Origin of the sequence: Mesorhizobium sp. M7A.F.Ca.US.008.03.1.1, assembly GCF_003997495.1 — a bacterium.
GTDB lineage: Bacteria > Pseudomonadota > Alphaproteobacteria > Rhizobiales > Rhizobiaceae > Mesorhizobium.
In genome coordinates this window covers 198,881-223,970 of sequence record NZ_RZRU01000002.1, presented here as the reverse complement: position 1 = coordinate 223,970, position 25,090 = coordinate 198,881, and the positions used below count along the sequence as shown (strand labels likewise).

The window sequence follows — 25,090 nt, the reverse complement described above, 5'->3', positions numbered from 1 at the left end:
TTCCTTGCGCCTGCGGCAATGAAACGCTTCGCGGCCCGGAAGGCTCATAGCGTGCCTGCAGTCCTGCCCTAGCAGCCAGTTGCCGCTGCCTCACGACAGGCCGGCCGGTTCGCCCTATCTCGATACCGCCGGTCGGGTTTGGACCCGGCGGTATGGAGGATGGGATCACGTGACATCGACGCCGATTGCCGGTCGCGAAGCGGCGCCCTTGCCGGTCGCGGCGCTGATGGGAGCCATGGTGTCGATCCAGATCGGCGCCACCTTTGCCAAGGGTCTGTTCCCGCTGATCGGAGCGCAAGGCACAACGACGCTGCGGCTGGTCATCGGCGCGCTGATGCTGATCGCGGTGCTGCGGCCCTGGCAGATGCGGCCCTCGCGCGCCACCATGCCGTGGCTGGTCGGCTATGGGGTGACGCTCGCCGCGCTCAACCTCCTGTTTTACGCAGCGCTGGCCAGGATTCCGCTCGGCATCGCGGTGGCGCTGGAGTTTACCGGCCCGCTTCTGGTGGCGACCTTGAGCTCGCGGCGCGCCAGCGACTTTGTCTGGATTGCGCTGGCGGTGGCCGGCATCCTGCTGTTGTCGCCCTTCATTCATTCGCTCGCGCCGCTTGATCCGATCGGGGTGATGCTGGCGCTGGCGGCCGGCGGCTTCTGGGCGCTTTATATCGTGCTTGCCCAGAAGGCCGGCGCGGAGCTTGGTACCCGCACCACCGCCTACGGCATGGCCATCGCCGCCGTGCTGGTGCTGCCCTTCGGTGTCGCGCAGGCGGGATCCGCGCTGCTGGCGCCGTCGATCCTGGTCAGCGCGCTGCTGGTCGGACTGTTCTCGAGCGCGTTGCCATTCTTCCTGGAGATGGTGGCGCTGACCGGCATGCCGGCGCGCATCTACGGCACGCTGACCTGCCTGGAGCCGGGGCTTGGTGCACTGGCCGGCTTCCTGTTCCTGCATGAAAGCCTGACCGCAACGCAACTGGCCGGGATCGCAGCCGTTGTTGTCGCCGCCTTCGGCACGGCGCTGACATCACGGCCGCCGGTGCCATCGCCGGAGTAGGGTGGGGCGATTCGTCGGTCCCGGGTATTTTCGAGTATTCCGGAATTCAGCCGGACAACCGACGAAATTAAGCCAATCCTTGTCCAGGACGGCACTGAAATTGCCGCCTGGCGCACAAGTATTTCCGGCTCTGGACAGACCGTGATCTGGTCCAATACGGTGCGTGTCGAAATGAAGACGCGATTGTAGAAAGGCCGGTCGTCCCTTGCAAAAGAACGTCTTCTCATCGGCGGATTTGCCGCCGCATCTGGATCATCGCGCACGCTTCGCGCTCTGGCAGGACATCCATGTCGCCGAGATATGGTCGGTCGAATACACGATTTCGGAGAGACTGTCGTTCGAAGCCGCGATCGAAGCGACGGCTGTCGGGTCGCTGGTGCTTGGGCAGATGGCCGGGACGATACGTCATGCCAGCCGCAAGGCGGGCAATATCGCCGCCGACGGTCGCGACGGCTATCTGCTGCTGGTCAACAATGGCGATACGGTGCTCAGCGGCACGCAGATTGGCCGCGATTATCACGTCGGCAAAGGCGAGGCCGCACTGGTCTCGGCTTCGGAAGCGTTGCAGATGACCGGCGGCGACAGCAATGTCTGGGCCAATGTGGTGCTCCCCCGTGCCGTGCTGGAAAATGCCTTCGCTCATATCGAGGATCGGCTGGCGTTGACCGTCGGAGCCGACAATGAGGCGCTCGGCATGCTCAAGCGCTATTGCAGCTTCCTGGAAGCAGGCCCGGCCCTGGCCTCGCCCGACCTCATCGGCCACGCCACCGAAACGATCGTCGACCTGATCGGCCTGGCGACCGGCGCCAAGGGCGAAGCGGCCGAACTGGCGGGCCTGCGCGGCCTGCGCGCGGCAAGGCTGCAGGCCATACTGCAGAAGATGCGCGACAATTTCGCCGATCCCGCCATTTCGGCGCAGAGCGTTGCCGGGCAGTTGCGGCTCTCCGTTCGCTATGTCCATGACCTGTTGCAGGAAACCGGGGTGAGCTTTGCCGAGCGCATTCTCGAACTGCGCTTGCAGAGAGCCCATCGGATGCTGTCCGACAGGCGCAACGACCGCATGCGGATCAGCGAGATCGCGCTGCTCAGCGGCTTCTCCGACGTGTCCTATTTCAACCGTTGCTTCCGCCGCCGCTTCGGCTCGACACCGGGCAGTGCCCGCTAATAACAATGCATGTCGCCCAAAAGCATATGCTTTGGACCCGAGGGCGCGCAGCGGTTTTGGGCCACCCACATTCATAAAACTAGAACTTGAGCGCGTCGGATGGACCCCTTCGACCGCGGCGCGAGCCGATGGGCTGATGCCGAATGGCCACACTGATCGCGCAAGTGCCGCAGCGCTTTCCAGGACAATTCCAGTGCGGCTCAGCCCAAGACGCCGCCGGTGAACAATGCGACACCGAGGTCTCGACAACACTTGGATCTCCGCTGAGCATTTCCGCATCGGGGGGAACGCAACACTTGGAGCAGCAAACAACAATGAAAACGATTCTTCTCGCCACAGCCTTCATTCTCGCGCCTGTCGGCATGGCGTCCGCGGCGGACATCAATGAAACCTCGCCCATTGCCGCCGACTACGACTGGTCCGGCCTCTATGCTGGCGTTCACTTCGGTTACGTAGCCGGAAAATCCAATCTCTTCATCGCCGGCGCTGGTATTGGGGGCACCGACGTCAACGCTCCCCTCGATCCGGACGGTTTTATTGGCGGCGTTCACATAGGCTTCAACCAGGAATTGGCGAACCGCTTCGTGCTTGGTGCCGAGGCTGACATTGCGTACAGCAATGTAGATGCGGTGGGGACCTTCGCCGGCGCCGGCGCGTTGCTTGATAGCGAACTCAAGTGGTCGGGTTCGGCGCGGCTGCGGGCCGGCTATGCGTTCGATCGGACTTTGCCTTACATCACTGCGGGCGTGGCCGCGGCCAAGTATGAAATGAATGTGATCACCGGGGGTCCCGGCGGTTCAATAACAATCCACGACGAAACCCATCTTGGCTGGACGGTTGGGGCTGGCGTTGAGCACGCCTTCACCGACAGGTGGATCGCTCGCGTCGAATATCGCTACTCCGACTTCGGCAAAAAGGATATCTCGGTGCCGCTTTTTGGTTTTGGCACGGTTGCGAACGTCGATCTCAAGACGCAAGATTTGCGGGTCGGGCTCAGCTACAAATTCTGACGTTGAAGCTGCTGATCTCCCCCCTCGAGGGGGAGATGGCCGGCAGGCCAGAGGGGGTCGGTCCGACCGGATGCGACCTCCTGCGGCGAATAAGTTAGCGCTCTACCCGCGGCGACCCCCTCTGTCGCCTTCGGTGACATCTCCCCCTCGAGGGGGAAATCAGCCACCGCTCAGATCAGCTTCTCTAGCGTGATCGGCAGGTCGCGTATCCTCTTCCCCGTCGCATGGAACACCGCGTTGGCAATCGCCGGCGCCACGCCGACAATCGCCAGCTCACCGACGCCCTTGCCGCCGAGCACCGAGGAATGCAGGTCGGGGATGCCGACCGAGATCACCTCGATGTCCGGGATGTCGGCATTGGTCGGCACGAGGTAATCGGCGAGGTTGTTGTTGACGATGCGGCCATGGCGGCGGTCGACGATGCCTTCTTCCAGCAGCGCCTGGCCGATGCCCATGATGATGCCGCCCTTCCACTGGCTTTCGGCCAGTTTCGGGTTGTAGAGCCGGCCTGAATCCAGCGCCGACACCACGCGCGATACGCGCACCGTGCCGAAATCCTCGTCGACGCGCACCTCGATGAAATGCGCGCACCAGGAGTGCCGGGAGTAGTCGCCCTCGGTGTGCGGCAGCGCCATGGCGATGGTGGTGTAGTTCTTGTAGCGATCCTCCGGCGTCGAATTGGCCGGCATGGTGTCGCCGGTGGCTTCGATGTGGTCGCGGCCAACGCTTTTGAGCAGTTCGGCGATCGAGAGATCAGGGCCATCGCCGCGCGGCGATGACATACGGCCATTGGCGGCGACCAAAGTGTTGGCCTGCAGCGCATGGAAGGGCGAGCGCGGATCGCTGATGGCGAGGCCGATCAGCTGGTCGAGCGCCGAGGTCGCCGCCTTGTAGACGGCGCCTGTCATCACGCCGGCCAGCCGCGAGCCACCGGTGACGCCGGCGCGGGGAAAGCGCGAGTCACCGAGCTTCACCACCACGTCGTCGGCTCGCACGCCGACCGTTTCGGCGGCGGTCTGGGCCAAGATGGTGTAGGTGCCCTGGCCCATGTCGATCGAGGAGCTCTCGACCTCGACCGAGCCGTCCGCCAGGATGCGCACGATCGCCTCGCCATAGGCGCGCCGCACCGGATAGGTGCCGGCGGCGACGCCCCATCCGATCAGCTGGTTGCCGTCGCGCATCGAGCGCGGTTCGGGCGAGCGCCTGGACCAGCCGAAGCGCTCGGCGCCCGCGGCAAAAGCCTCGCGCAACTGCCTGGTCGACCAGGCTTTTTTGGCATGCGGATCCTGCTCGGCATAGTTCCGCAGCCGGATTTCCAGTGGATCGATGCCGACCTCGTAGGCGAGTTCGTCGATGGCGCTTTCGATGCCGAAGGCGGAAGGATTTTCGCCCGGCGCGCGCATGGCGCCCGGCACCACCGAATTGACCCGTACGACATTCTGCCTGGAGGAGAAATTCGGCGTTGCGTACATGATCGAGGTGACCGATCCCAGCGGCTCGACCCACATGCCGTCGATTGAGGTTTCGTTGACGCCGCGATGCACGATCGACTGGATTTTCCCTTGCGCGTCGGCACCGATCGTCACCGTCTGGCGCGTCGCCGCGCGGCCACCGTAACCGGTAAAAGTCTGCGGCCGCGTCATCACCAGGCGCACCGGCCGGCCAAGCATTTTGGCGGCACATGCGGCCACCGCGCCATGGCTGAGCGCCAGCGCCTTGGAGCCGAAGCCGCCGCCAATATAGGGCGACACCAGCCGCACGTTCTCGAACGGCACGCCGAACCATTCGGCATAGGTGCGGGCCATGCCGTCGAGCCACTGGCTCGGCTCCCATACGGTGAGCCGGTCGCCGTCCCAGCGCGCGATCAGGCCATGCGGCTCCATCGGCGCTTGGTATTCGCGCGGCGTGTTGTAGGCGGCGCAGATGCGGACCGGTGCCGACGCGAACGCACCTTGCGCATCGCCCCATTCCTTGGTCATGGCGTCGATCGGAATGCCGTCGCCGGCCTTGGCATCGCTGAGGTCGACGATGGAAGGCGTCTCGTCATAGCTGACCTTGACCAGTGCTGCCGCCGCGACCGCCTGTTCGAAGGTCTCGGCGACCACGGCGGCGACATGCTGACCCGAAAAGGTGATGTCGCGCGCCAGCGGGCAATAGGGCTTGTCGGGCGGCGGTGTGCCGAACCAGTCCGCCGCGGTTTTCAGGCTGATGATGGTGTCCGGCGTCAGCACCTGCAGCACGCCGGGCGCCGCCTGAGCGGCAGTGGTGTCGATCGCGCGCACCTTGCCGGATGCAATCGTGCTCTCGACCAGTACGGCGTAGGCGAGGCCTTCGAGCTGCTGCTCGACGGCGTATTTCGCTGCGCCGGTGATCTTGGCCCGGCCGTCGACGCGCGACAGCCGGCCGCCGACGGCTTCGGCAAAAGCGCCGTCGGACGCATCCCCATGTCTGATGTTGTGAACGGTCATGCCGTCTCTCCCAATTTGAGGATGGCGCGGGCGACGACGCGCGGCGCCAGTTCGATCTTGTAGTGGTTGGCGCCCTGGTCGACGGCGCCTTCGACGGCGAGCAGGCTGGCGGCGCTCACAGCATCCGGCTCCAGCACCTTGCCCTTCAGCGCGTCTTCCACGGCCCGCGCACGCCACGGCTTGGTCGCGACGCCGCCGAGCGCCACGCGCAAATCGCGGATCGTTCGGTGGTCAGGTTCGAACTCGATACCGACGGCCGCACTGGCCGCGGCAAACTCATAGGACTGCCGGTCGCGGATCTTGAGATAAGTCGAACGCCGGGCAGAGGCCGAGCCGGGGATTTCAATGGCGGTGATCATCTCGCCCGGTGCGATCGCATGTTCCCTATCCGGCGTGGTGCCGGGCAGCAGGAAAAAGTCGTCGACCGGGATCTGGCGCTCGCCCAGATGCAAGATCGCATCGAAGGCGACCAGCGCCACCGCGAGGTCGCCGGGATACATGGCGATGCAGGCATCGCTGGTGCCGAGCACAGCGTGTCCCCTGGTGACGCCGCCGATGGCTGAACAGCCGCTGCCGGGCTGCCGCTTGTTGCAGGCGGGGAAATTCGCCGGGTCACGGAAATAGGGGCAGCGCGTGCGCTGCATCAGATTGCCGCCGATGGTCGCCATGTTGCGGATCTGCGCGGAAGCCGCCTGCCACAGGGCTTCGGAGACGGCCGGGAAGCGGCTCCTGATGCCGGCATGGTCGGCGACATGGCCCATCCTGGCCAGCGCGCCGATGGTGGCGCCGCGCTCGCTCATTTCGATGCTGTCCAGCCCCTTGAGATGGGTGATGTCGACCAGCGTCTCGGGCTCGGCGACGCCGCATTTGGCGAGGTCGATCAACGTGGTGCCGCCGGCAAGCAGCATGGCGCCGGGCAGGGCGGCTGCCTCACGTGCCGCATCAAGCGAATTGGCGCGCAGATAGGAAAAATCCCTCATGACTGGACCTCCAATGCCGCCTGACGAACGGCGGCGACGATGTGCGGATAGGCGCCGCAGCGGCAGAGATTGCCGGCCATGTATTCGCGGATTTCCTCGTTGGAGCCGGCATGGCCCTCACGGATGCAGGCGACCGCCGACATGATCTGGCCTGGCGTGCAATAGCCGCACTGGAAGGCGTCCTGCTCAAGGAAGGCAGCCTGCACGGGATGCATTTCGCCCTCCCGTGCAAGCCCCTCTATGGTGGTGACGGTGCGGCCCTCGACTTGGGCCGCAAGCGTCAGGCAGGCCAGCACGCGCTCGCCGTCGACATGCACGGTGCAGGCGCCGCACTGGCCGTGGTCGCAGCCCTTCTTGGTGCCGGTCAGGCCGAGCCGGTCGCGCAAGGCATCGAGCAGCGTGACGCGCGGCTCGAGTCGCAGTTCGTGATGGTCGCCGTTGATATCGAGATGGACGGGGATTGTTGTTTTGGTCATGGGCGTCTGGCTCCAGTTGCTTGACGCGAAGTCGGTTGATCTCATGTTGGGCCGGCGGGGACCTGAAGCGTGTCGCGTCTGAACGTATTCAGACGACCCGCTTCAGATCTTTGTTTTTATGCATGTCGTTCTCCCAAAACCGAGGTCACTTCTGGGCGACATGCATTGGCGCCAGCTGTCCGGCCCTTCGCTGCCGCTCCTGCCCTTCGGGCGTTCAGCCCCTTAAAAAGGTCCACTGGACATTTTGATCCGCCCGAAGGCGGACCGGGCCTTCACCGTTCGTCGTTCGGGAAGCCAAGCTTGGCTTCCCGAACGCTAGGCGGATCACTCCTCACCCCAGCAGGTCCTCGATGCGGATCGGAAAGCGCCGGGGCCGCACGCCGGTCGCATGCCAGACCGCATTGGCGACCGCGCCGGCCGTGCCGGTGATGCCGATTTCGCCAACGCCCTTGATGCCGAGCGCGTTGACGTAAGGGTCGTCCTCGTGAACCAGCAGCGCCTCGACCGACGGAACGTCGGCATTCACCGGGACATGATATTCGGCGAGGTTGGCATTCTGGATCCGGCCAGAGCGCCGGTCGGTGATGGCTTCCTCATGCAGCGCGAACGAGACGCCCCAGATCATGCCGCCATAATATTGGCTGCGCACCAGCCTGGGATTGATAACCCGCCCGGCGGCGAACGCGCCGACCAGCCTTGTGACGCGGATCTGGCCGAAATCCGGATCGACCTTCACCTCGGCGAACACGGCGCCATGCGCATGCTTGGCATAGGTTTCCTGGGATGCCGGGTCGGGAGCGCCCGTGCCATGGCCCTCGATCTCGGAGAGGCCCGCGCGCGTGAGGATCTCGGCATAGCTTTCACCGCGGCTTTCATCGTCGCGCCGATAGAGGCGGCCGCCGCGCGCCAGCACGCCTTCATTGCCGGCGCCGTAGAGCGGTGAGTGCTCGTCACCGGTGGCGAGATCGGCGAGCCTGGCGATGACGGCGGCGCCCGCATTGTGGATCGCCATGCCGGCCGTCGCCGTGTGGCCGGAGCCGCCGGCAATGCCTGCATTGGGCAGATCGGAACTGCCGGCCCTGAAATCGACCTGGTCGATATCCAGTCCCAGTCCGTCGGCTGCGATCTGGGCGAAGGCGGTCCAGGCGCCTTGCCCCATGTCCTGCGCGCCGGTCTCCATCACGCCGCTGCCGTCGCTTCTCAGCACGGCGCGGGCCTCGGCCTGGAACATCAGGGCCGGAAAGGTCGCCGTGCCCATGCCCCAGCCGGTCAGGAAACCGTCGGCGTCGCGCATCAGCCGAGGCTGAAGGGGGCGGCTCGCCCAGCCGAACGTCTCGGCCGCCTGCCTGTAGCATTCGCGCAGCGCCTTGGAGGAAAACGGCTTGCCGGTCATCGGCTCGACCTCGGCATAGTTCCGCAGCCGGAATTCCAGAGGGTCCATGCCGCAGGCATGTGCCGCCTCATCGATGGCGCTTTCGAGCGCGATCGAGCCGGTGGCTTCGCCGGGTGCCCGCATGAACAGCGGCGTACCGGTGTCCAGCCGTACCGCATCGTGCGAGGTGGCGATGGCCGGGCTGGCATAGAGCGTGTGCGAGGCATCCGCCGCCGGTTCGAAGAAATCGTCGAACGTGCTCGACGCAGTCTTGGCCTGATGGTCGAGTGCCGTCAGCCGCCCTTCGCCATCCATGCCCATGCGCAGCGTCTGGCGCGTCGGCGCACGGTGGCCGACCGGCCCGTACATCTGCTCACGTCGCAGCACCAGCTTGACCGGACGGCCGACAAGGCGCGCCGCCAGGATGCCGAGCACCTGCGGACCGGAGATCATGCCTTTCGAGCCAAAGCCGCCACCCAGGAACGGGCTGCGGATGTGGACGTTTTCCGGCGCGATGCCGAACAGGCCGGCGATGCGGCCCTGCGCCATGGCAAGACCCTGGCTCGGTGTGTCGATCGACAGTGTGTCGCCATCCCAGGCGACGACGATCGCATGCGGCTCCATGGCGTTGTGGTACTGGGCGGGGGTCTCGTAGGTGGCTTCGATCCGTGTCTTTGCCGATTTGAGGCCGGCCTCGACATCGCCCTTGTGCTGCACCGCCGGTCCGCCGACGCCGACACCGCGCGGCACGAAGCTTTCAGCGCCGTCGAGGCCAACGCGCGCCGGCAGCACTTCATAGCGCGGCGACAGCAGTGCTGCCCCCTCGGTCGCCGCTTCCAGCGTCTCGGCGATCACCACGGCGATGCTCTGGTTGGGGTAGCGGACCTGATCGTTTTGCAGCAGGTCGAGCCGGAACATGAAGGGATGGTCCTTGGCGTCCGGGTCGGCGGCGAGCGCTGGCCGGTTCAACGGCGTCATCACCTCGACCACGCCCTGATGCGCCTTGGCCGCCTCGACATCCAGCGCGGCAACGCGGCCGCGTGCGATGCTGGAGACAGCGAGCACGGCGTAGAGCATGCCGGGCGGATGGTTGTCGGCGGCATAGCGCGCGGCTCCGGTGACTTTCAGAAAGCCGTCGCGGCGGGTCAGCGGCTGGCCGATGCTGGAGCCCTGCCGGGCATGGGCGGGTTGCTGGTTGAGGCTGAGTTCAAGCGTCATGGCGCGCTCCAGGAATGTTCGAGAACGGGGAGGCAGGAAGAGCTGGCAGACGCTCGGGCGTTCCCGAAAGCGCAGACATCAGCGCCCTGACCACGATGCGGCGGGCAAGCTCGATCTTGAAAGCATTGTCGCCGGAGGGGCTGGCATCGGCCAAGGCAGCGTCCGCGGCGCTGGCGAAGGTCGCCTCGCTGGCGTCCGCGCCAAGCAGGACGGCTTCCGCCGTTCGTGCCCGCCACGGCTTGGCCGCGACGCCGCCCAGCGCCAGCCTTGCGGCGCGGATCTTGCCGCCGTCAACGACGAGCGCCGCCGCGGCCGATACGATGGCGAAGGCATAGGAGGTTCGTTCGCGGACTTTCAGGTAGCGGGCATTGGCGGAGAAGGAGGCAGCCTCCGCCGGCAGGCGCACCGCTACGATCAGGTCGCCGGGCTCCAGCGCATTCTCCCGCTGCGGCGTTTCGCCGGGAAGCCGGTGGAATTCCTCCAGCGTCACATGGCGCCGGCCCTTCTTGCCTTCGATCTCGACCACCGCGTCGAGCGCCACCAGCGGCACGCAGAAATCCGACGGATGGGTGGCTATGCAGGCGTCGCTCCAGCCGAGCACGGCGTGCAGGCGGTTTTCTCCGCCCAGCGCGTCGCAGCCAGCGCCTGGCTCGCGCCTGTTGCAGGCGCTGGCGGTGTCGTAGAAATAGCTGCAGCGCGTGCGCTGCAAAAGATTGCCGCCGACGGTGGCGGCGTTGCGAAGCTGCGCCGAAGCGCCCGACAGCAGCGCCTCGGCAACCGCCGGATAGGATTTCGCGAACGCCGGATCGTATGCAAGGTCGGCATTACGGACCAGCGCACCGATGCGCAGGCCACCATCGTCCAGCCGTTCGATGCGGCTGAGCTCCGGCAGCCGAGAGATGTCGACGATACGCTCGGGACTGGTGATGCCGCCTTTCATCAGGTCGAGCAGATTGGTGCCGCCGGCGAGATAGGCCGAGCCCGGCTCGGCTGCCGCGGCGATGGCGTCGGGGATGGTGGCGGGCCTGATGTAGTCGAAGTCTCTCATGCCGCGGTCCTCCTGTCTGCTTTGGCAAGCTGTTGCTGGGCCTCCAGGACGGCCTCGACGATGCCGCCATAGGCCGCGCAGCGGCATATGTTGCCGCTCAGCCCCTCACGGATGCGTTCGGGATCGTCGCCGGCCTGTCCCTCGGCGATCAGGCCGAGCGTGCTCATGATCTGACCGGGCGTGCAGAACCCGCACTGGAAGCCGTCATGGGCGATGAAGGCGGCCTGCACCGGATGCAGCTCCTCGCCGTGAGCGACGCCTTCAATGGTCAAGACATTGGCGCCGTCATGGCTGACCGCCAGCGCCAGGCAGGAATTGATGCGCTTGCCGTCGACCAGCACCGTGCAGGCGCCGCACTGGCCGCGATCGCAGCCCTTCTTGGTACCGGTGAGATCGAGCCGCTCGCGCAGCAGGTCGAGCAGGGTTACGCGCGGATCGACCTCCAGTTCGTGTCGGTGTCCGTTGATGGTGAGGGTGATGGGAAGGCTGGTCATGGGCGTCTGGCTCCAGTTGCTTGACGCGGATGGGATTGAACTGGTGCCTTGCCGCAGAAGGGCAAGGTAACTGTTCGGTCAGGTCTTGATGGCGAAAGCGGAGATGGCAGCGGATCTCCCGCGAGGCAGGCGGGCAGGGGAGATGTCGGCTTGCGTGTGCGAAAGACGTGACATACCGGTTCCCCTGATTATATGATAAAGGTGCTCCACTAAAACGGAGGCGCCTCCGTTTATTACGTGGTGGCTGACCCGGCCGGGTTCAAGCCCCCTGACACGATGTGGAGAAAAAATTGGCCAGCGAGCCGTCCGCCATTGCTGAACAGAAGGCCGAGGCCGTAGACGCAAAGCCGCTGCGCGCCGATGCGCGGCGCAACCGCGACCGGCTGGTCGAGGTGGCGGTGTCAGTCTTTGCCGAGCGCGGCATCGATGGCTCGCTGGAGGAGATCGCGCGCCGCGCCGGCGTCGGCATCGGCACGCTCTACCGGCATTTCCCGACGCGCGAGCATCTGGTCGAGGTGGTCTATCGTCGTGAGGTGGAGGCGCTGTGCGCGGCCGCCGGCGAGCTTGCCCAAAAACATCCGTCCGATGTCGCGCTGGAACAGTGGATGCAGCGCTTCGTCGACTACATCGCCACCAAGCGCGGCCTGGCGACCAGCCTGCGCATTGTGCTCACCACCAACTCGACGCTGTTTTCCGACACGTTCGGCCGGGTGTCACAAGCCTTGCGACGCCTGGTCGAGGCGGCGGTAGCCGACGGCACCATCCGCGGCGACGTCGACGCTTCCGATGTGTTGCACGCGCTGGGCGGCATCTATTCAGCGCCCGACACCCCCGAATGGCGCGACCGCTCGCGCCGGCTGGTCAAGCTGTTGATGGACGGGCTGCGGTTCGGGGCTGTAAAGGCACAATGAGGCGACGAGATTCCGGCCGTGAAAAACCACACCTGTCGATAAGTTGAGGGGGACCCGATGTATGTAGGCCGTTCCTACAAACTGATCGATTTCGCGCTGTGGTCGCGGCGCAGCGTCATCTACATGGTGGTGGTGAGCGGACTGGCTGTAGCGGCCTATCGTCTTCCGGGCATCGCCGGGTTCTCGGTGCCATGGTCGGTGGTGCTCGTGCTTGGCACCACCGTGTCACTCGTCGCCGGGTTCAAGAATTCGCAGGTGTTCACCCGCAGCAGCGACGCGCTGCAGGCTTTTACGCAAATTACGGCCAGCAGCCGGTTGTGGTCAAATTTCTGCAGGGATTTCCTCGACGCGCCGACGGCCAGACAGCTCATCTATCGCCACATCGCCTGGATGACGGCATTGCGTTTTCTCTGCGTCGGCCGATGCCATGGGAATCCATGGCCCGGGCCGCCAATACCGAATACCGGCGGCGCTACCGTATCCATGAGGATGCGAGCTCGGTCGCCAACGAGCTGCGTCCACTGCTCGCCGAACAGGCCGAGGACGTCCTGAAATCGCCCCAGCCGGCGATAGCCCTGCTCGAACAGCAATCTGTCCAGGTCAATGCGCTGTTCAAGGACACAAAGCTCCCTCCCCAGATCTACGGCGAATTGACCAAGCTGATCCGCGACTTCCATGACCAGCAGGCGCGCTGCGATCGCCTCAAGAACAATCCATATCCTCGGCAATACGCCATCGTCAGTTCGATGTTCGTGATGATCTTCTGCACGCTGTTGCCATTCGGGGTCGTTCCCGTCTTTGCCGATATGGGCAAACTGGGTGGCGTGCTCGGTCCGATCGCGATCTGGCTGACGATCCCGTTCAGCACGCTGCTGGGCTGGGCCTACATGTCCCTCGACCAGGTCGGCGAAAGCAGCGCCAACCCGTTCGAAGGCAACGCCAACGACGTTCCGATCTCGCAAATCTGCCGCGACATCGAGATCGAGTTGCGCAGCGGCCTCGGCGAGGCCGAGCTTCCCAAGCCGCTGCTGCCGGTCAACGACATCGCGACCTAGCCGGAATCACGACGAAGGCACGGACCCGATTGAACTGGAATCTCAGCGGCCAGCGGGCTGGAACAGCTCGACCAGATTTCCGGAAGGGTCCATCAACAGGATTTGCGATCCGCCGGGGCCGGTCACGATATCGTTGCGGAAAGACACTCCGGCGGCGCGCAGGCGAGACACCTCGGCCGATATATCCTCGACCAGAAGGTGAATGCGATTCCAGCCACCAGGCCGCGGTTGTTCGCCGTCGGGCATCGGCCGTCCGGCGGAGCTGGTCGGCCCGCTGAGCAAGAGCCGCAACGATCCGCGCTTGACGTCCGCGAAGGCGGGCGCATGCTCAGAGAGAAGCGAAAAGCCGAGATGTTTGCCATACCATTCGATGGCCGCTTCGACATCGTCGACCATGTAGCGCACATTGACCGTGGTTTCCGACATGCCTGCCTCCCGAAGTAGGAGCCGCCGGGCCAGGGTGAAACGCTCGGCGTTTTCCATGGGTGTTACGCTTGTCAGTCAAGCGCATCGTTAGAGCGGTCATAGTTAGAGCAGCTCGACATTACCGCCAGGTGTGAATTGCGCTGCCGACGCACATCAAAAAATCGGCGTGCATGTGATTTGAGGGCTGCTGGCGCCTGGCGCGCGCTCAGACTTCGAGGCAGACCTTGCCGAAATGCTTCTGGGATTCGTAGTGCGCGAAGGCGGTGGCGATGTCCTGCAGCGGAAAATGGCGGTCTATGAGGGGCTTCAGCCTAATAGCCTCTATCGCGCGGATCATATCTTCCTGGTCGGCCCGGCTGCCGATGGAAATGCCGCTGATGCGGATCTGGTTGGAAAACAGGGCGGGGATAGACACTTCCGCCGCAAAGCCGGTCAGCACGCCGACCAGGGCGATGTGCCCGCCCGTGCGGCAGGCGGTAATCGACTGCGCCAGCGTGGCTGGTCCGCCGACCTCGATCACGTGATCGACACCGCGTCCGCCCGTCAGATCCCTGGCCTTGCGACCCCAGTCCGGGACGGACTTGTAGTTGATGACGGCGTCGGCTCCGAGGCGCTTGAGCCGCTCCAGCTTCTGCTCGTCGGATGAGGTGGCGATGACCCTGGCGCCGGCGGCTTTGGCGAATTGCAGCGCGAACAGCGATACACTGCCCGAACCGAGGACCAGCACCGCGTCGCCCGGCTTCACCTTGCCGCACACAACCAGGCCGCGCCAGGCAGTAACGCCGGTGCAGGTGAGCGACGCCGCCTCGACATGCGTATAGCCTGCCGGTGCCCTGGTGAAAGCGTGCGCCGGCATGCAGACATACTCGCTGGCGAAGCCGTCGAAACTGTCTCCCGGAATATCGCGCCGGGTGCAGGGCGTCATGTCGCCGCCCAGCCACCAGGGATAGAAGACGCTGACGACGCTGTCTCCGGGCTTGAGTGCATCGACACCGTCGCCGAGGGCAATCACTTCGCCGGCGCCGTCGGAGAGCGGAACGCGGCCGTCGGCGAGAGGCATCTTGCCTTGCACGGCAAAGTCGTCGCGCATGTTCAATGCGCAGGCCCGGATCCTGACCAGCACCTCGCCCGGCCCTGGCTGGGGCGGATCCTCCTCGACCAGGTCGAGATTGCCCAAGCCGCCCGGCGCTCTTAGCCTGACCAGTCTCATTGTCTTCTCCGATGTGTAGGCTGTTTGAAATTGGAACGGCGCGCTGCGCCTAGCGGGCCTGCCGGCCGGAAATCACCCGCAGCCAGGGCGCCAGATGGAAGGCGCTCATCAGGAGATACATCGCGGCCATGCCCGTGAGGGGCGAGGCGTCGGGGCCCATGCACTGCATGGCCGCGTCGCCGCTGAAGATGCAGGTGAGCAGCGCCATCACGGCGAAGGTCGGTGCCGCGGCAAGGCAAAGCCAGTCGGCCAGCCCGAGGGTGGTGGCTTCCGGGATCGTGCTGCCAGCACCTGTGTGGATATCGCTCATCGCCTTAATCCTCGATGATTATGCCAGCCACGACAGGTTCCTCTCTCCACGGAGTGGGGAGAGGAACCCAAGCCGGACAACCGTTACTGCTCGCCCTTGTCGCGGAATGCAGCCTCGCCGGCAGCAGACACTTCTTCCCATTTCTTATCTGCCCCGGCGTCGTAATTGTCGTGCCAGTTCCACCAGGAGTAGAGCGGGGTCTGCGGATAACCTTCGGGCGAATCCTCCCAAATTTCCTGGCGGCCGAGCGGCGTCGCGTCGAGATAGCTCCAGACGGTGCCCATCGCCTCGTCGCCGCGGCTGTTGATGAGATAGGTGCGGAAGATGCGGTCGCCGTCACGGATGAAGACGTTGTGGCCGTGCCATTCGTCGACACCGAAGTCCTTGTCGAAACTGTCAGTGATTGTGTACCAGGGCATCTCCCAGCCCATCCGCTGCTTCAGCCGCGCGATGTCGGCCTGCGGGGCACGCGAAGCGTAGGCAAGCGTGGTGTTGCGGGCGTTGAGATGGGCGAGGTGGCCGACCTGGTCGGCGCCCAGCGAACAGCCGCGGCAGGCGTGATCGGGCCAGCCATGCACGCCGGGCTCGAAGAAGGCGCGATAGACGATCAGCTGGCGGCGGCCTTCGAACAAATCGAGCAGGCTCGCCCTGCCGTTCGGCCCCTCGAACACATAGGTCTTGTCGACTTCCATCCACGGCATGCGCCGGCGCTCGGCGGCCAATGCGTCCTTGGCGCGCAGCGTCGCCTTTTCCTTCACCAGCATCTGTTCGCGGGCGGCTTCCCAGTCCTGCCTCGAAACGATCGGCGGGGTCTTCATTGCGATGTGCTTGGTCATTGGTCGTCTCCTTTGCCAGTCTGTTGTCGCTTGCTGTCCGCCAGAATAGGGCGATGAAGCGCGAGGGTGGGAGTTACAAGTGTGACGGGATTTGCAGGAACCGGCCCGTCGCAGCAGGGGTGGCGCATCCTCACGGTGCCTTCGATCGGGTGGAGAGGAGTGTCGGTTGGCATTGTCGGTTCTCCCTTGGCGTGCCGCGCGTTGCCGATAGAGTTGGCCGAAGCGGCTTGTCGGTTGACGGTACGGATTTAAGTTAGGGCGGGCAGCGCCGAGGCGGGAGTTACAAGTGTGACGGGATTTGAATGGACTCGCTGATCACCGCTGCGGCGCTGGCGCTGGCCGGGGGCGACCCGCTCGGCGCGCTGGATCGCGTCGCCTTGCGCGAAGACCCGCCGGCGCTGGCGCTGCGCGGCATTGCCATGGCGCAGCTGGGTGATCTCGATCGCGCCAAGACGCTGCTGCGGCGTGCCGCGCGTGGCTTCGGCCCGAGAGAGGCGGTGGCGCGCGCCAGATGCGTCGTTGCCGAGGCCGAGATCGCGCTGGTCTCACGGGATCTCGGCTGGCCGGCCAAGGCTTTGGACGCGGCGCGGGCGACGCTGGAAAAGCATGGCGACCGGCTGAATGCCGCGCATGCCGGTCACCTCAAGGTGCGCCGTCTGCTATTGATCGGCCGTCTCGACGAGGCCGAAGACGTGCTGGCCGGGCTCGATCCGATGCCGCTTCCGCCGGCCTCGCGCGCCGCTCACGAGCTAGCCGTCGCCGGCATCGCGATGCGGCGCCTGAAGACGAAGCCGGCGCGCAGGGCGTTGGAGTGGGCACGCCACGCCGCCCGCCAGGCACGTATTGCGGGGCTCATCGCTGAAGTCGACCGCGCATTCCTGGCGCTGGACACGCCGGCGGCGCGGCTGATCGCCGGTGGTGAGCAACGGCCCCTGCTGCTCGAGGACGTCGAGGCGCTGCAGGCGTCGCCGGCGCTGCTGGTCGATAGCTTCCGCTATGTCGTGCGCCAACAGGAGAAGATGGTCTCTCTGGCAACGCGGCCGGTGCTGTTTGCGCTGGCCCGTACGCTCGCCGAAGCATGGCCTGGCGATGTGTCGAGGGCGAGGCTGATCGCGCAAGCCTTCGGCGGCAGGCACGCCGATGAATCGCACCGGGCGCGGCTGCGGGTCGAGATCGGCCGGTTGCGCACCGAATTGCGGGGCCTTGCCGACATCGGCGCGACCAGCCAGGGCTTCGCGCTGGCGCCGCGCCACGCACGCGAGGTGCTGGTGCTGGCGCGGCCAATCGAGGAGCGGCACGCGGCGGTGCTGGCGTTCCTTGCCGATGGTGAATCCTGGGCCAGTTCGGCGTTGGCGCTGGCGCTTGGCACCGGCCAACGCAGCGTGCAGCGGGCGCTGGAGCAGCTTGGCGAGGCCGGCAAGGTGCAGTTTTTCGGGCACGGCCGGGCGCGCCGCTGGATGACGCCGCCGGTGGCGGGATTCACGACCACCTTGTTACTCCCGGCGCCGCTGCCGAGTGGTTAAGGTATGTTGATATTCAAGTGAGGCCGGCCTGCAAATGGCTGACCTGAATCTCGACACACCTTGGGACCAGCATCGAGGACAAAGACATGAAACAGTCAGCAGCCGAAGTCCTGCGCGAATACGGCCCCTTTCCGGATGTGGAGAGGGTGCATGGGGTGAGCTTTGACGGCAACAATGTCTGGTTCGCCTCGGGTGAGAAGCTGAGCGCCTTCGATCCGGAGAGCGGGCAGAAGCTGCGCTCGATCGATGTCGCGGCGCATGCCGGGACCGCTTGGGACGGCCAGCATTTCTTCCAGCTTGCCAACGACCTGATACAGAAGATCGACCCTGATACGGGCCAGGTTCTGGCGACCATTCCGGCGCCCGGCGGCGGCGGCGATTCCGGGCTGACCTGGGCCGAAGGGACGCTGTGGGTGGGACAATATCGCGAGCGCAAGATCCACCAGATCGACCCGGAGACGGGGGCAATCCTGCGCACCATCGAATCCAATCGCTTCGTCACCGGGGTGACATGGGTCGACGGCGAACTGTGGCACGCCACCTGGGAAGGCGACCAGAGCGACCTGCGCCGCGTCGACCCGCGGTCAGGCAAGGTCTTGGAGAAGCTCGACATGCCAGACGGCATGGGCGTGTCGGGGCTTGAATCCGATGGCGGCGACCGCCTCTACTGCGGCAGCACATCCGCCGGGGTGGTGCGGGCGGTGCGCCGGCCTCAGTGAGGCTGACGCCTGACCGGGGCCACACTTGCAAGTGCACTTCGCTCGGCAATTTGTTCGCTGCCGGCTGGCCGTTGCCCCTTGTCGGACCTAGATAGGCTGTGCGCCGGGCGGACTCCCGGCCCAGCTTTGCAAAGGATCCCCCATGCCTGAACAGCCCACCATGCCCGAACAGATTGCATTGAACGACGGCTCCGCCATTCCCCAACTCGGCCTCGGTGTGTGGCAGGTCGACCAGGACATCACCGCCGACGTGGTGGGTTGGGGCATCGAGGCCGGCTATCGCCTGATCGATACCGCCGAAGGCTATCAGAACGAGGAAGGGGTCGGAGAGGCGATCCGCAGCGCCGGCGTGCCGCGCGGCGAGCTGTTCATCACCTCGAAACTGCGCAACGGCGCGCACCAGCGCGATGCGGCTTTGCGCGCCTTCGACGAGACGATGGAGAAGCTCGGCGTCGAACAGATCGACCTGTTCCTGATCCACTGGCCTGTGCCCAGCCAGGACAAATATGTCGAGGCCTGGAAGACGCTGGTCGAACTCCGGCAGGCCGGCCGCATCAAGTCGATCGGCGTTTCGAACTTCAACCAGGACCATCTGGAGCGGATCATCGCGGAAACCGGCGTGACGCCCGTCGTCAACCAGATCGAGCTGCATCCTCAGTTCCAGCAGCGCGGTGTCAGGGACTTTCATGCCAAGCACGGCATCCGTATCGAAAGCTGGAGCCCGTTGGGCAGCGGCCGGCTGCTCGGCGATCCGACCATTGCAGGCATCGCCAAAAAACATGGCAAGTCCGTCGCCCAGGCGATCATCCGCTGGCATCTCCAGGAGGGGCTGATCGTCATTCCAAAGTCGATCCGCAGGGATCGCATCGCCGCCAATTTCGATGTCTTCGATTTCGAACTGGATGCGCAGGACCTGCAGACGATCCGTAGCATGGATTCGCCCGAGGGCCGCAACGGGCCCAACCCCGCCACAGCCGCGTTCCTGTTCTGAGAGGAGCCGACCGCGAAGCTGCCAAATTCCCCCACGAGGAGGGACATCGGCTGGCTTCGCCCTCTTAAATTCCCGAGCCGTCGAGCTGCTGGGCGTCTTCGCCTTCCCACGGCGCCGGCATCGACGCGCGGCTGAGGTTGGCGGTCGGCAGCGGCATCCAGCATTTCAGTTCCGGGTCGGCGTATTCGATGACGCGCCCCGGCGAAGAGTCCGACGCGCGCCAGCCTTCCGACGCGAACTGGTCGGCACGCGACCAATAGGCAAGATCGACTTCCGCCGGTCCCTGTTCGGACGGACGCACAGTGACCAGGATGCGGCTGCCATCCTTCGGCGCCGTCGACATGTGGCGCCACCGTTCGGGCTCGTCCATCGCATTCCTCCTCGCACTCGTAGCGTTGGGTGGAGTGTCGCCTCGTGGTCCGAAGGGGTCAACCCAAAGTTTGCGCCAGGCATCGGCTGATGACCCCTCCAGACGGTGTCTGCACAGTTGTGCGCAACACGCCGTAGGAGATCATGCACGCTCGACGGGCTGTGACCCAGTTGATAAGCCCGTCTGCGAAAGGAGCGCCTGAGTCGAGATGACCGTTGCGATCGAGATGGGACAGACGACCGCAGGCGCCCCGGCGAAGCTGGATCTCGAGGAACTGCTCGCGACGCGCCTTTTGGTGCAGGGCAATTCGGGCTCGGGCAAGTCGCATCTGCTGCGGCGCCTGCTGGAGCAGAGCGCGCCTTGGGTGCAGCAGACCATCATCGATCCCGAGGGCGACTTCGTTTCGCTGGGCGACCGTTATGGCCATCTGGTGATCGACGCCGAGCATCATACCGAGCGCGGCCTGCAGGCGGCCGGCGAGCGGGCGCGCATGCATCGCGTCTCCACCGTGCTCAATCTCGAAGGGCTCGACGCCGAGAACCAGATGCGGCGTGCCGCCGCCTTCCTCGGCGGGCTGTTCGAGGTCGCCCGTGACCACTGGTACCCGATGCTGGTTGTGGTGGACGAGGCGCAGCTGTTCGCGCCGGCGGTGGCCGGAGAGGTGTCGGACGAAGCGCGAAAGCTCTCGCTCGGCGCCATGACCAATTTGATGTGCCGTGGCCGCAAACGCGGGCTGGCCGGCATCATTGCCACACAGCGGCTGGCAAAGCTCGCCAAGAACGTCGCAGCCGAGGCGTCCAATTTTCTCATGGGCCGCACCTTCCTTGATATCGACATGGCGCGCGCCGCAGATCTTCTGGGCATGGAGCGACGCCAGGCGGAAGCGTTTCGCGATCTGGAACGCGGGCAATTCATGGCGCTCGGCCCGGCGCTGTCGCGCCGTCCGCTGGGCCTGCGCATCGGCCCGACGGATACCAGCCCGCGCAACGGCACGCCGCGGCTGATGGCGATGCCGGAAGCAGCGCTCGAGGATGCACGCGCGATCATCCTGGCTGCCCCGCCGCCGGAGACGGTGCGCGCGCCGCGCCGGACGACGTCGCCGGACCTGCTCGACCAGCTGATGGCGGCGAAGTCGGCGGCCTTGGAAATCCGCCCCGAACCGGCGGAGCCGCAAGTCAGCGCCGAGGATCTGGCCGAGCGTCGCGAGCGCGTCGACCGTGTGCTGCGCGCCATCCTGGCGCAACCCGACGCCGGTTTTCGCGTGATCGGCGTGCTCTATCAGGAGTTCGTGGTCCGCTGCCGTATCGAAGGCCTGGCCTCGGTCGTGCCCGATCTGCCGGAGTTCCGCCGCATGCTGACGCGCGCCCGGGCCGGCCTCGGTTCCGAGACGACGCAGGATGACGCGTGGCGGGACGTTTCCGTTCGCGCGTCGCTGCTGCCCGACGACATGCAGGGCGTGTTCATGATGATTGCCCGCGCGGCGAAGGAGGGATGGCCGTGCCCGAGCGATGCCGCGATCGCCCGCGCCTACGGCTCGCACTCGCTGCGCCGCGCCCGGCGCCTTTTGACCTATATCGAGGAGCAGGGCCTCATCGTCTGCCAGCTCGACGGGACAGGCCGGCGCACGGTGACACTGGTCGAATTGGCCTGGGCCACCGCACCGGGAGATCCGAATGCCGCTGAGGTGGAGCAGGGGAGCCTGGCGCTGTGAGGCGGGGCGGGCGCTTTGAGCGAATGCGGCGATAGACTTTTTTCAGCTACGGTCATCGCGACCAATTCCTGATGGCAACGTGAAATCACCGACGCCGAAATGCGCCATGCATGGCGCTTGCGTTTCGATGGCGCTCACCGGTTCGCCCCGATCACCCACTGTTCCTGGTCGACGAGCGTGCCGGTCATCGGCCCCGCAGCATCCGAAAGCAGGAAGACGGCGAGGTTCGCGATGTCGCTCGTCGAGAACAGGCGGCCGAAGGGTTGCGAGGCATTGGCGGCATCGAGCCAGCCCGGCCCGTTGCCCAGCGTCTCGGCCTGCATGACGCGTTCGGCCGGCGTGTCGGTCCAGCCGACATTGATGCCGTTGACGCGGATGCGATCGAAGCGATGGGCATTGGCGGCGTTCTTGGTCAGCGTGGCCAGCGCGCCCTTGCTGGCGGAATAGACGGCGAGCTCCGGCGAGCCGCAATGAGCGTTGATCGACAGGATGTTGACGATGGCGCCGCCCTGACCGCGCTTCTTCATGTCGGCGATGGCTGCCTGCATGAGGAAGAACGGCGCCCGCGCGTTGACGGCGAACAGCGAGGCCCAGCCGTCGAGATCGGCATCGAGGAACGATGCCCGGTCGGTCAGCCCTGCGGCGTTGACCAGCGCATCGATGCGGCCGAAGCGCTCGATGCAGGCTTGCGCCAAAAGGGCAGGGGCTGCCGGGTCGGCGAGGTCGGCGGCGACGAAAACCGTCGGCGTACCGAGCCGTGAAAGCTCTTCCGCCACGGCATCGCCGCGCGTCTTCTCGCGCCCGGTGACGAGCAGGCCGCCGGCGCCGCAGCGCGCCAGCGTCTCGGCGATGGCACGGCCAATGCCCTGCGTCGAGCCGGTGACCAGCGCCACCTTGCCGTCGAGCTGAAGCTCCATTCCTCTTCCCCGCCTCGCATCTGATTTCAGGCTAACGCGGCGCGATCGTTTTACAATACGGAAATTGGAAATCTTGGAGTGGAGGTTGTTGGCTGCCGCGCTGCGTGGGGCGGCGAGAGCCTGCCCCAACGCCGTCGCTCCAGGCGAAGCAGGAGCGGAGGCCGCCGCAAAGACCCTAGTGGACCGTGATGATGCCCTCGACGGCCCGCCATTCCGAAGGCTGGATGAGCCGGTGATGAGCAACGCGGACCGAGTGCAGCGGACCTTCGAGTTCGCGCTCCCAATATTGGAGAAAGCCCTTGAGTTCGGGGAATGCCGGAGCGAGATCATAGTCCTGCCAGACATAGAGCTGAAGCAGGCTTGGATGATCGGGCAGGTGATAGTGGATTTCGGCCGTCGTCAGGCCATAACCTTCCATTTGCAGGCGGAATTCGCTGCTGACCGCTTCGGCCATGTCTTTCTCCTTCTCTCTGCGTTCAGGCATCCAGCCTGCGACATTTGTATTGAACCTGCCCGAGCCGGGCCGGGACAGATCGGTCTGTCGGTCCGTCTTCGAACAACGGCGCGAGAAGCTCGGGGGTTCCAAAAATAGCCACGCGGTAACAGTGCTTTGGCGCTCTTTTGCCGAACGCAAAATTTTTTTCGCCGGTCTCTTGAAACCGAAAACCGGCAAAACTAGCTCGATATGCGCCGCGATGCCTGACGAAGGGTCGCGGCGTTCCGCTCCGGTCCGATATTGCCGGTTCGGTGCGGAGGAACCTCAAAACCTGTTTGTCCACAAGGAGAACGACATGGCGTTCCGTCCATTGCATGACCGTATCCTGGTCCGCCGCCTTGAAGCCGAGGAGAAGACCTCCGGCGGCATTATCATCCCCGATACCGCAAAGGAAAAACCGCAGGAAGGCGAAGTGCTCGCCGTCGGTCCCGGCGCGCGCGACGACAGCGGCAAGCTTGTCGAACTCGACGTCAAGGTCGGCGATCGCATCCTGTTCGGCAAATGGTCCGGCACCGAGATCAAACTCGACGGCGAGGACCTGCTCATCATGAAGGAAAGCGACGTGATGGGTGTCATCGACGAGATCGCCGAAGTGAAGAAGGCCGCCTGACGGCTTCTTCGTACCCAACCAGTCAACGAATGCTGCCTAGATAAAGGAGTGATCCAATGGCTGCCAAAGAAGTGAAATTCCATACCGAAGCGCGCGAGAAGATGCTGCGCGGCGTCGACATCCTTGCCAATGCGGTGAAGGTGACGCTCGGCCCCAAGGGTCGCAATGTCGTCATCGACAAGTCGTTCGGCGCGCCGCGCATCACCAAGGACGGCGTCACCGTCGCCAAGGAGATCGAACTGGAAGACAAGTTCGAGAACATGGGCGCCCAGATGGTGCGCGAGGTGGCCTCCAAGACCAACGACCTTGCCGGCGACGGCACGACGACCGCAACGGTGCTTGCACAGGCGATCGTCAGAGAAGGGGCCAAGGCGGTGGCATCGGGCATGAACCCGATGGATTTAAAGCGCGGCATCGACAAGGCGGTCGATGCGGTGGTCGCCGAGCTGAGGATCAATGCCCGCAAGGTCACCCGAAACGACGAGATCGCGCAAGTCGGCACCATCTCCGCCAATGGCGATGCCGAGATCGGCCGTTTCCTCGCCGAGGCGATGGAGAAGGTCGGCAATGAAGGCGTCATCACGGTGGAAGAGGCCAAGACCGCTGAGACCGAACTCGAAGTCGTGGAAGGCATGCAGTTCGATCGCGGCTATCTCTCGCCTTATTTCATCACCAACCAGGACAAGATGCGCGTCGAACTCGACGAGCCCTATGTGCTGATCCACGAGAAGAAGCTCTCCAATCTGCAAGCGCTGCTGCCCGTACTCGAAGCCGTGGTGCAGTCGGGCAAGCCGCTTTTGATCATCGCCGAGGATGTGGAAGGCGAGGCGCTTGCCACGCTGGTCGTCAACAAGCTGCGCGGCGGCCTCAAGGTCGCGGCCGTCAAGGCGCCGGGCTTCGGTGACCGCCGCAAGGCCATGCTGGAAGACATCGCCATTCTCACCGGCGGCACCGCAATCTCGGAAGATCTCGGCATCAAGCTGGAAAATGTGATGCTGCAGATGCTGGGCCGCGCCAAGAAGGTGGTGATAGAGAAGGAAAACACCACCATCGTCGACGGCGTCGGCCGCAAGGAAGAGATCCAGGGCCGTGTCGCACAGATCAAGGCGCAGATCGAGGAGACCACCTCCGACTACGACCGCGAGAAGCTGCAGGAGCGGCTGGCCAAGCTCGCTGGCGGCGTTGCGGTGATCCGGGTCGGCGGCTCGACCGAGGTTGAGGTCAAGGAGCGCAAGGACCGCGTTGACGACGCGCTGCATGCGACCCGCGCGGCCGTCGAGGAGGGCGTGCTGCCCGGCGGCGGCGTCGCGTTGCTGCGGGCAGCCAAGGCGCTCGATACCGTGCAGACTGACAATGCGGACCAGAAGACTGGCGTCGACATCGTGCGCCGCGCCATCGAAACGCCGGTTCGGCAGATCGCCGAGAATGCCGGCGCCGAAGGCTCGATCATCGTCGGCAAGCTGCGCGAGAAAAGCGAATTCGGCTGGGGCTGGAACGCCCAAACCAACGAATTCGGCGATCTCTTCGGCCAGGGCGTTATCGACCCGGCAAAGGTGGTGCGCACCGCTCTCCAGGACGCGGCATCGGTCGCCGGCCTGCTGGTGACCACGGAGGCCATGGTGGCCGAGAAGCCGAAGAAGGAAGCCGCCGCTCCGGCAATGCCCGCCGGCGCCGGCATGGACTTCTAAGGTCGCGGCCAATCCGCCCGTTCCCCTGGCGGGGA

General features: G+C 65.2%; 24 protein-coding genes. 11 read left to right on the top strand and 13 right to left on the bottom strand.

From position 1 onward, the window contains the following. Positions 1-169: 169 nt before the first annotated feature. The 3 genes from EOA16_RS04005 to EOA16_RS03995 all read left to right on the top strand — a co-directional run bounded on the left by EOA16_RS04005 (position 170) and on the right by EOA16_RS03995 (position 3,226). On the top strand, positions 170-1,051 hold the full coding sequence (locus tag EOA16_RS04005; RefSeq protein ID WP_127255693.1) for a DMT family transporter: 882 nt from the start codon (positions 170-172) through the stop codon (positions 1,049-1,051). A 205-nt stretch (positions 1,052-1,256) separates the two neighbouring features. Next, positions 1,257-2,216, top strand: coding sequence for an AraC family transcriptional regulator (locus EOA16_RS04000; protein WP_127255692.1), 960 nt, complete (start codon positions 1,257-1,259; stop codon positions 2,214-2,216). Positions 2,217-2,359: 143 nt separating this feature from the next. Next, on the top strand, positions 2,360-3,226 hold the full coding sequence (locus tag EOA16_RS03995) for an outer membrane protein (RefSeq protein ID WP_245455849.1): 867 nt from the start codon (positions 2,360-2,362) through the stop codon (positions 3,224-3,226). Between the two features lie 170 nt (positions 3,227-3,396). Here the strand turns inward: EOA16_RS03995 and EOA16_RS03990 are convergent, their stop codons facing one another. The 6 genes from EOA16_RS03990 to EOA16_RS03960 all read right to left on the bottom strand — a co-directional run bounded on the left by EOA16_RS03990 (position 3,397) and on the right by EOA16_RS03960 (position 11,282). Then, a complete protein-coding gene (locus EOA16_RS03990) occupies positions 3,397-5,694 on the bottom strand; it encodes a xanthine dehydrogenase family protein molybdopterin-binding subunit (RefSeq protein ID WP_127255690.1) in 2,298 nt (765 codons plus the stop codon). Further along, positions 5,691-6,674 carry a xanthine dehydrogenase family protein subunit M gene (locus tag EOA16_RS03985; RefSeq protein ID WP_127255688.1) on the bottom strand — a complete coding sequence of 328 codons (984 nt, stop codon included), beginning with the start codon at positions 6,672-6,674 and terminating at the stop codon, positions 5,691-5,693. The genes EOA16_RS03990 and EOA16_RS03985 overlap by 4 nt, the downstream gene beginning before the upstream one ends. Beyond that, on the bottom strand, positions 6,671-7,150 hold the full coding sequence (locus tag EOA16_RS03980) for a (2Fe-2S)-binding protein (RefSeq protein ID WP_127255686.1): 480 nt from the start codon (positions 7,148-7,150) through the stop codon (positions 6,671-6,673). Before EOA16_RS03980 ends, EOA16_RS03985 begins: the two co-directional genes overlap by 4 nt. A gap of 331 nt (positions 7,151-7,481) precedes the next feature. Then, positions 7,482-9,740 (bottom strand): xanthine dehydrogenase family protein molybdopterin-binding subunit, encoded by a 2,259-nt coding sequence (locus tag EOA16_RS03970; RefSeq protein ID WP_127255684.1) that lies wholly within the window; start codon positions 9,738-9,740, stop codon positions 7,482-7,484. Further along, complete coding sequence (locus EOA16_RS03965) at positions 9,730-10,788, bottom strand: xanthine dehydrogenase family protein subunit M (RefSeq protein ID WP_127255682.1); 1,059 nt, start codon at positions 10,786-10,788, stop codon at positions 9,730-9,732. The genes EOA16_RS03970 and EOA16_RS03965 overlap by 11 nt, the downstream gene beginning before the upstream one ends. Further along, complete coding sequence (locus EOA16_RS03960) at positions 10,785-11,282, bottom strand: (2Fe-2S)-binding protein (RefSeq protein ID WP_127255680.1); 498 nt, start codon at positions 11,280-11,282, stop codon at positions 10,785-10,787. The genes EOA16_RS03965 and EOA16_RS03960 overlap by 4 nt, the downstream gene beginning before the upstream one ends. Before the next feature lie 290 nt (positions 11,283-11,572). On the opposite strand from EOA16_RS03960, the gene EOA16_RS03955 reads away from it, so the two are divergent. Together EOA16_RS03955 and EOA16_RS03950 are read left to right on the top strand one after the other, a co-directional pair. Next, positions 11,573-12,193, top strand: a complete 621-nt coding sequence (locus tag EOA16_RS03955; RefSeq protein WP_127255678.1) for a TetR/AcrR family transcriptional regulator — start codon at positions 11,573-11,575, stop codon at positions 12,191-12,193. Between the two features lie 191 nt (positions 12,194-12,384). Next, complete coding sequence (locus EOA16_RS03950; RefSeq protein WP_245455848.1) at positions 12,385-13,248, top strand: bestrophin family ion channel; 864 nt, start codon at positions 12,385-12,387, stop codon at positions 13,246-13,248. Between the two features lie 42 nt (positions 13,249-13,290). Here EOA16_RS03950 and EOA16_RS03945 read toward each other — a convergent pair whose 3' ends face one another. The 4 genes from EOA16_RS03945 to EOA16_RS03930 all read right to left on the bottom strand — a co-directional run bounded on the left by EOA16_RS03945 (position 13,291) and on the right by EOA16_RS03930 (position 16,030). Further along, positions 13,291-13,674, bottom strand: coding sequence for a VOC family protein (locus EOA16_RS03945; RefSeq protein ID WP_127255676.1), 384 nt, complete (start codon positions 13,672-13,674; stop codon positions 13,291-13,293). Positions 13,675-13,879: 205 nt separating this feature from the next. After that, a complete protein-coding gene (locus EOA16_RS03940) occupies positions 13,880-14,884 on the bottom strand; it encodes an NAD(P)-dependent alcohol dehydrogenase (RefSeq protein WP_127255675.1) in 1,005 nt (334 codons plus the stop codon). A 49-nt stretch (positions 14,885-14,933) separates the two neighbouring features. Next, positions 14,934-15,194 (bottom strand): hypothetical protein, encoded by a 261-nt coding sequence (locus tag EOA16_RS03935; RefSeq protein WP_127255673.1) that lies wholly within the window; start codon positions 15,192-15,194, stop codon positions 14,934-14,936. An 83-nt stretch (positions 15,195-15,277) separates the two neighbouring features. Continuing rightward, the gene (locus EOA16_RS03930; RefSeq protein WP_127255671.1) at positions 15,278-16,030 is read right to left on the bottom strand and encodes a thioredoxin family protein; all 753 of its coding nucleotides are present in this window, start codon (positions 16,028-16,030) and stop codon (positions 15,278-15,280) included. Between the two features lie 302 nt (positions 16,031-16,332). Here EOA16_RS03930 and EOA16_RS03925 point away from each other — a divergent pair, with 302 nt between their 5' ends. From EOA16_RS03925 to EOA16_RS03915, 3 genes are all read left to right on the top strand, one after another. Continuing rightward, complete coding sequence (locus EOA16_RS03925; RefSeq protein ID WP_127255669.1) at positions 16,333-17,553, top strand: helix-turn-helix domain-containing protein; 1,221 nt, start codon at positions 16,333-16,335, stop codon at positions 17,551-17,553. 86 nt (positions 17,554-17,639) lie between these two features. Next, on the top strand, positions 17,640-18,272 hold the full coding sequence (locus EOA16_RS03920) for a PQQ-binding-like beta-propeller repeat protein (RefSeq protein ID WP_127255667.1): 633 nt from the start codon (positions 17,640-17,642) through the stop codon (positions 18,270-18,272). A gap of 142 nt (positions 18,273-18,414) precedes the next feature. Beyond that, entirely contained in the window at positions 18,415-19,263 is an 849-nt protein-coding gene (locus EOA16_RS03915) for an aldo/keto reductase (protein ID WP_127255665.1), read from the top strand. A 64-nt stretch (positions 19,264-19,327) separates the two neighbouring features. Here EOA16_RS03915 and EOA16_RS03910 read toward each other — a convergent pair whose 3' ends face one another. Further along, the gene (locus EOA16_RS03910; RefSeq protein WP_013530714.1) at positions 19,328-19,633 is read right to left on the bottom strand and encodes a hypothetical protein; all 306 of its coding nucleotides are present in this window, start codon (positions 19,631-19,633) and stop codon (positions 19,328-19,330) included. Between the two features lie 208 nt (positions 19,634-19,841). Here EOA16_RS03910 and EOA16_RS03905 point away from each other — a divergent pair, with 208 nt between their 5' ends. After that, positions 19,842-21,344 (top strand): ATP-binding protein, encoded by a 1,503-nt coding sequence (locus tag EOA16_RS03905; RefSeq protein ID WP_127255663.1) that lies wholly within the window; start codon positions 19,842-19,844, stop codon positions 21,342-21,344. A gap of 134 nt (positions 21,345-21,478) precedes the next feature. Here the strand turns inward: EOA16_RS03905 and EOA16_RS03900 are convergent, their stop codons facing one another. Together EOA16_RS03900 and EOA16_RS03895 are read right to left on the bottom strand one after the other, a co-directional pair. Beyond that, the gene (locus EOA16_RS03900) at positions 21,479-22,261 is read right to left on the bottom strand and encodes an SDR family oxidoreductase (RefSeq protein ID WP_127255661.1); all 783 of its coding nucleotides are present in this window, start codon (positions 22,259-22,261) and stop codon (positions 21,479-21,481) included. 175 nt (positions 22,262-22,436) lie between these two features. After that, positions 22,437-22,715 (bottom strand): usg protein, encoded by a 279-nt coding sequence (locus tag EOA16_RS03895; protein ID WP_127255660.1) that lies wholly within the window; start codon positions 22,713-22,715, stop codon positions 22,437-22,439. A 337-nt stretch (positions 22,716-23,052) separates the two neighbouring features. Between EOA16_RS03895 and groES the strand changes: the two genes are divergently transcribed. Then, positions 23,053-23,367, top strand: a complete 315-nt coding sequence (gene groES, locus EOA16_RS03890; protein WP_127255658.1) for a co-chaperone GroES — start codon at positions 23,053-23,055, stop codon at positions 23,365-23,367. A gap of 56 nt (positions 23,368-23,423) precedes the next feature. After that, entirely contained in the window at positions 23,424-25,055 is a 1,632-nt protein-coding gene (groL, locus tag EOA16_RS03885) for a chaperonin GroEL (RefSeq protein ID WP_127255656.1), read from the top strand. Positions 25,056-25,090: the final 35 nt, after the last annotated feature.

What these genes read in the sequence shown, in the direction of transcription:
- EOA16_RS03990 (WP_127255690.1), bottom strand. Translation starts at nt 5,694, where the DNA reads ATGACCGTTCACAACATCAGACATGGGGATGCGTCCGACGGCGCTTTT.
- EOA16_RS03935 (WP_127255673.1), bottom strand. Translation starts at nt 15,194, where the DNA reads ATGAGCGATATCCACACAGGTGCTGGCAGCACGATCCCGGAAGCCACC.
- EOA16_RS03980 (WP_127255686.1), bottom strand. Translation starts at nt 7,150, where the DNA reads ATGACCAAAACAACAATCCCCGTCCATCTCGATATCAACGGCGACCAT.
- EOA16_RS03930 (WP_127255671.1), bottom strand. Translation starts at nt 16,030, where the DNA reads ATGACCAAGCACATCGCAATGAAGACCCCGCCGATCGTTTCGAGGCAG.
- EOA16_RS03895 (WP_127255660.1), bottom strand. Translation starts at nt 22,715, where the DNA reads ATGGCCGAAGCGGTCAGCAGCGAATTCCGCCTGCAAATGGAAGGTTAT.
- EOA16_RS03960 (WP_127255680.1), bottom strand. Translation starts at nt 11,282, where the DNA reads ATGACCAGCCTTCCCATCACCCTCACCATCAACGGACACCGACACGAA.
- EOA16_RS03900 (WP_127255661.1), bottom strand. Translation starts at nt 22,261, where the DNA reads ATGGAGCTTCAGCTCGACGGCAAGGTGGCGCTGGTCACCGGCTCGACG.
- EOA16_RS03970 (WP_127255684.1), bottom strand. Translation starts at nt 9,740, where the DNA reads ATGACGCTTGAACTCAGCCTCAACCAGCAACCCGCCCATGCCCGGCAG.
- EOA16_RS03915 (WP_127255665.1), top strand. Translation starts at nt 18,415, where the DNA reads ATGCCTGAACAGCCCACCATGCCCGAACAGATTGCATTGAACGACGGC.
- EOA16_RS03985 (WP_127255688.1), bottom strand. Translation starts at nt 6,674, where the DNA reads ATGAGGGATTTTTCCTATCTGCGCGCCAATTCGCTTGATGCGGCACGT.
- EOA16_RS03920 (WP_127255667.1), top strand. Translation starts at nt 17,640, where the DNA reads ATGAAACAGTCAGCAGCCGAAGTCCTGCGCGAATACGGCCCCTTTCCG.
- EOA16_RS03905 (WP_127255663.1), top strand. Translation starts at nt 19,842, where the DNA reads ATGACCGTTGCGATCGAGATGGGACAGACGACCGCAGGCGCCCCGGCG.
- EOA16_RS03940 (WP_127255675.1), bottom strand. Translation starts at nt 14,884, where the DNA reads ATGAGACTGGTCAGGCTAAGAGCGCCGGGCGGCTTGGGCAATCTCGAC.
- groES (WP_127255658.1), top strand. Translation starts at nt 23,053, where the DNA reads ATGGCGTTCCGTCCATTGCATGACCGTATCCTGGTCCGCCGCCTTGAA.
- groL (WP_127255656.1), top strand. Translation starts at nt 23,424, where the DNA reads ATGGCTGCCAAAGAAGTGAAATTCCATACCGAAGCGCGCGAGAAGATG.
- EOA16_RS03925 (WP_127255669.1), top strand. Translation starts at nt 16,333, where the DNA reads ATGGACTCGCTGATCACCGCTGCGGCGCTGGCGCTGGCCGGGGGCGAC.
- EOA16_RS03950 (WP_245455848.1), top strand. Translation starts at nt 12,385, where the DNA reads ATGGTCGGTGGTGCTCGTGCTTGGCACCACCGTGTCACTCGTCGCCGG.
- EOA16_RS03995 (WP_245455849.1), top strand. Translation starts at nt 2,360, where the DNA reads ATGGCCACACTGATCGCGCAAGTGCCGCAGCGCTTTCCAGGACAATTC.
- EOA16_RS03965 (WP_127255682.1), bottom strand. Translation starts at nt 10,788, where the DNA reads ATGAGAGACTTCGACTACATCAGGCCCGCCACCATCCCCGACGCCATC.
- EOA16_RS03910 (WP_013530714.1), bottom strand. Translation starts at nt 19,633, where the DNA reads ATGGACGAGCCCGAACGGTGGCGCCACATGTCGACGGCGCCGAAGGAT.
- EOA16_RS03945 (WP_127255676.1), bottom strand. Translation starts at nt 13,674, where the DNA reads ATGTCGGAAACCACGGTCAATGTGCGCTACATGGTCGACGATGTCGAA.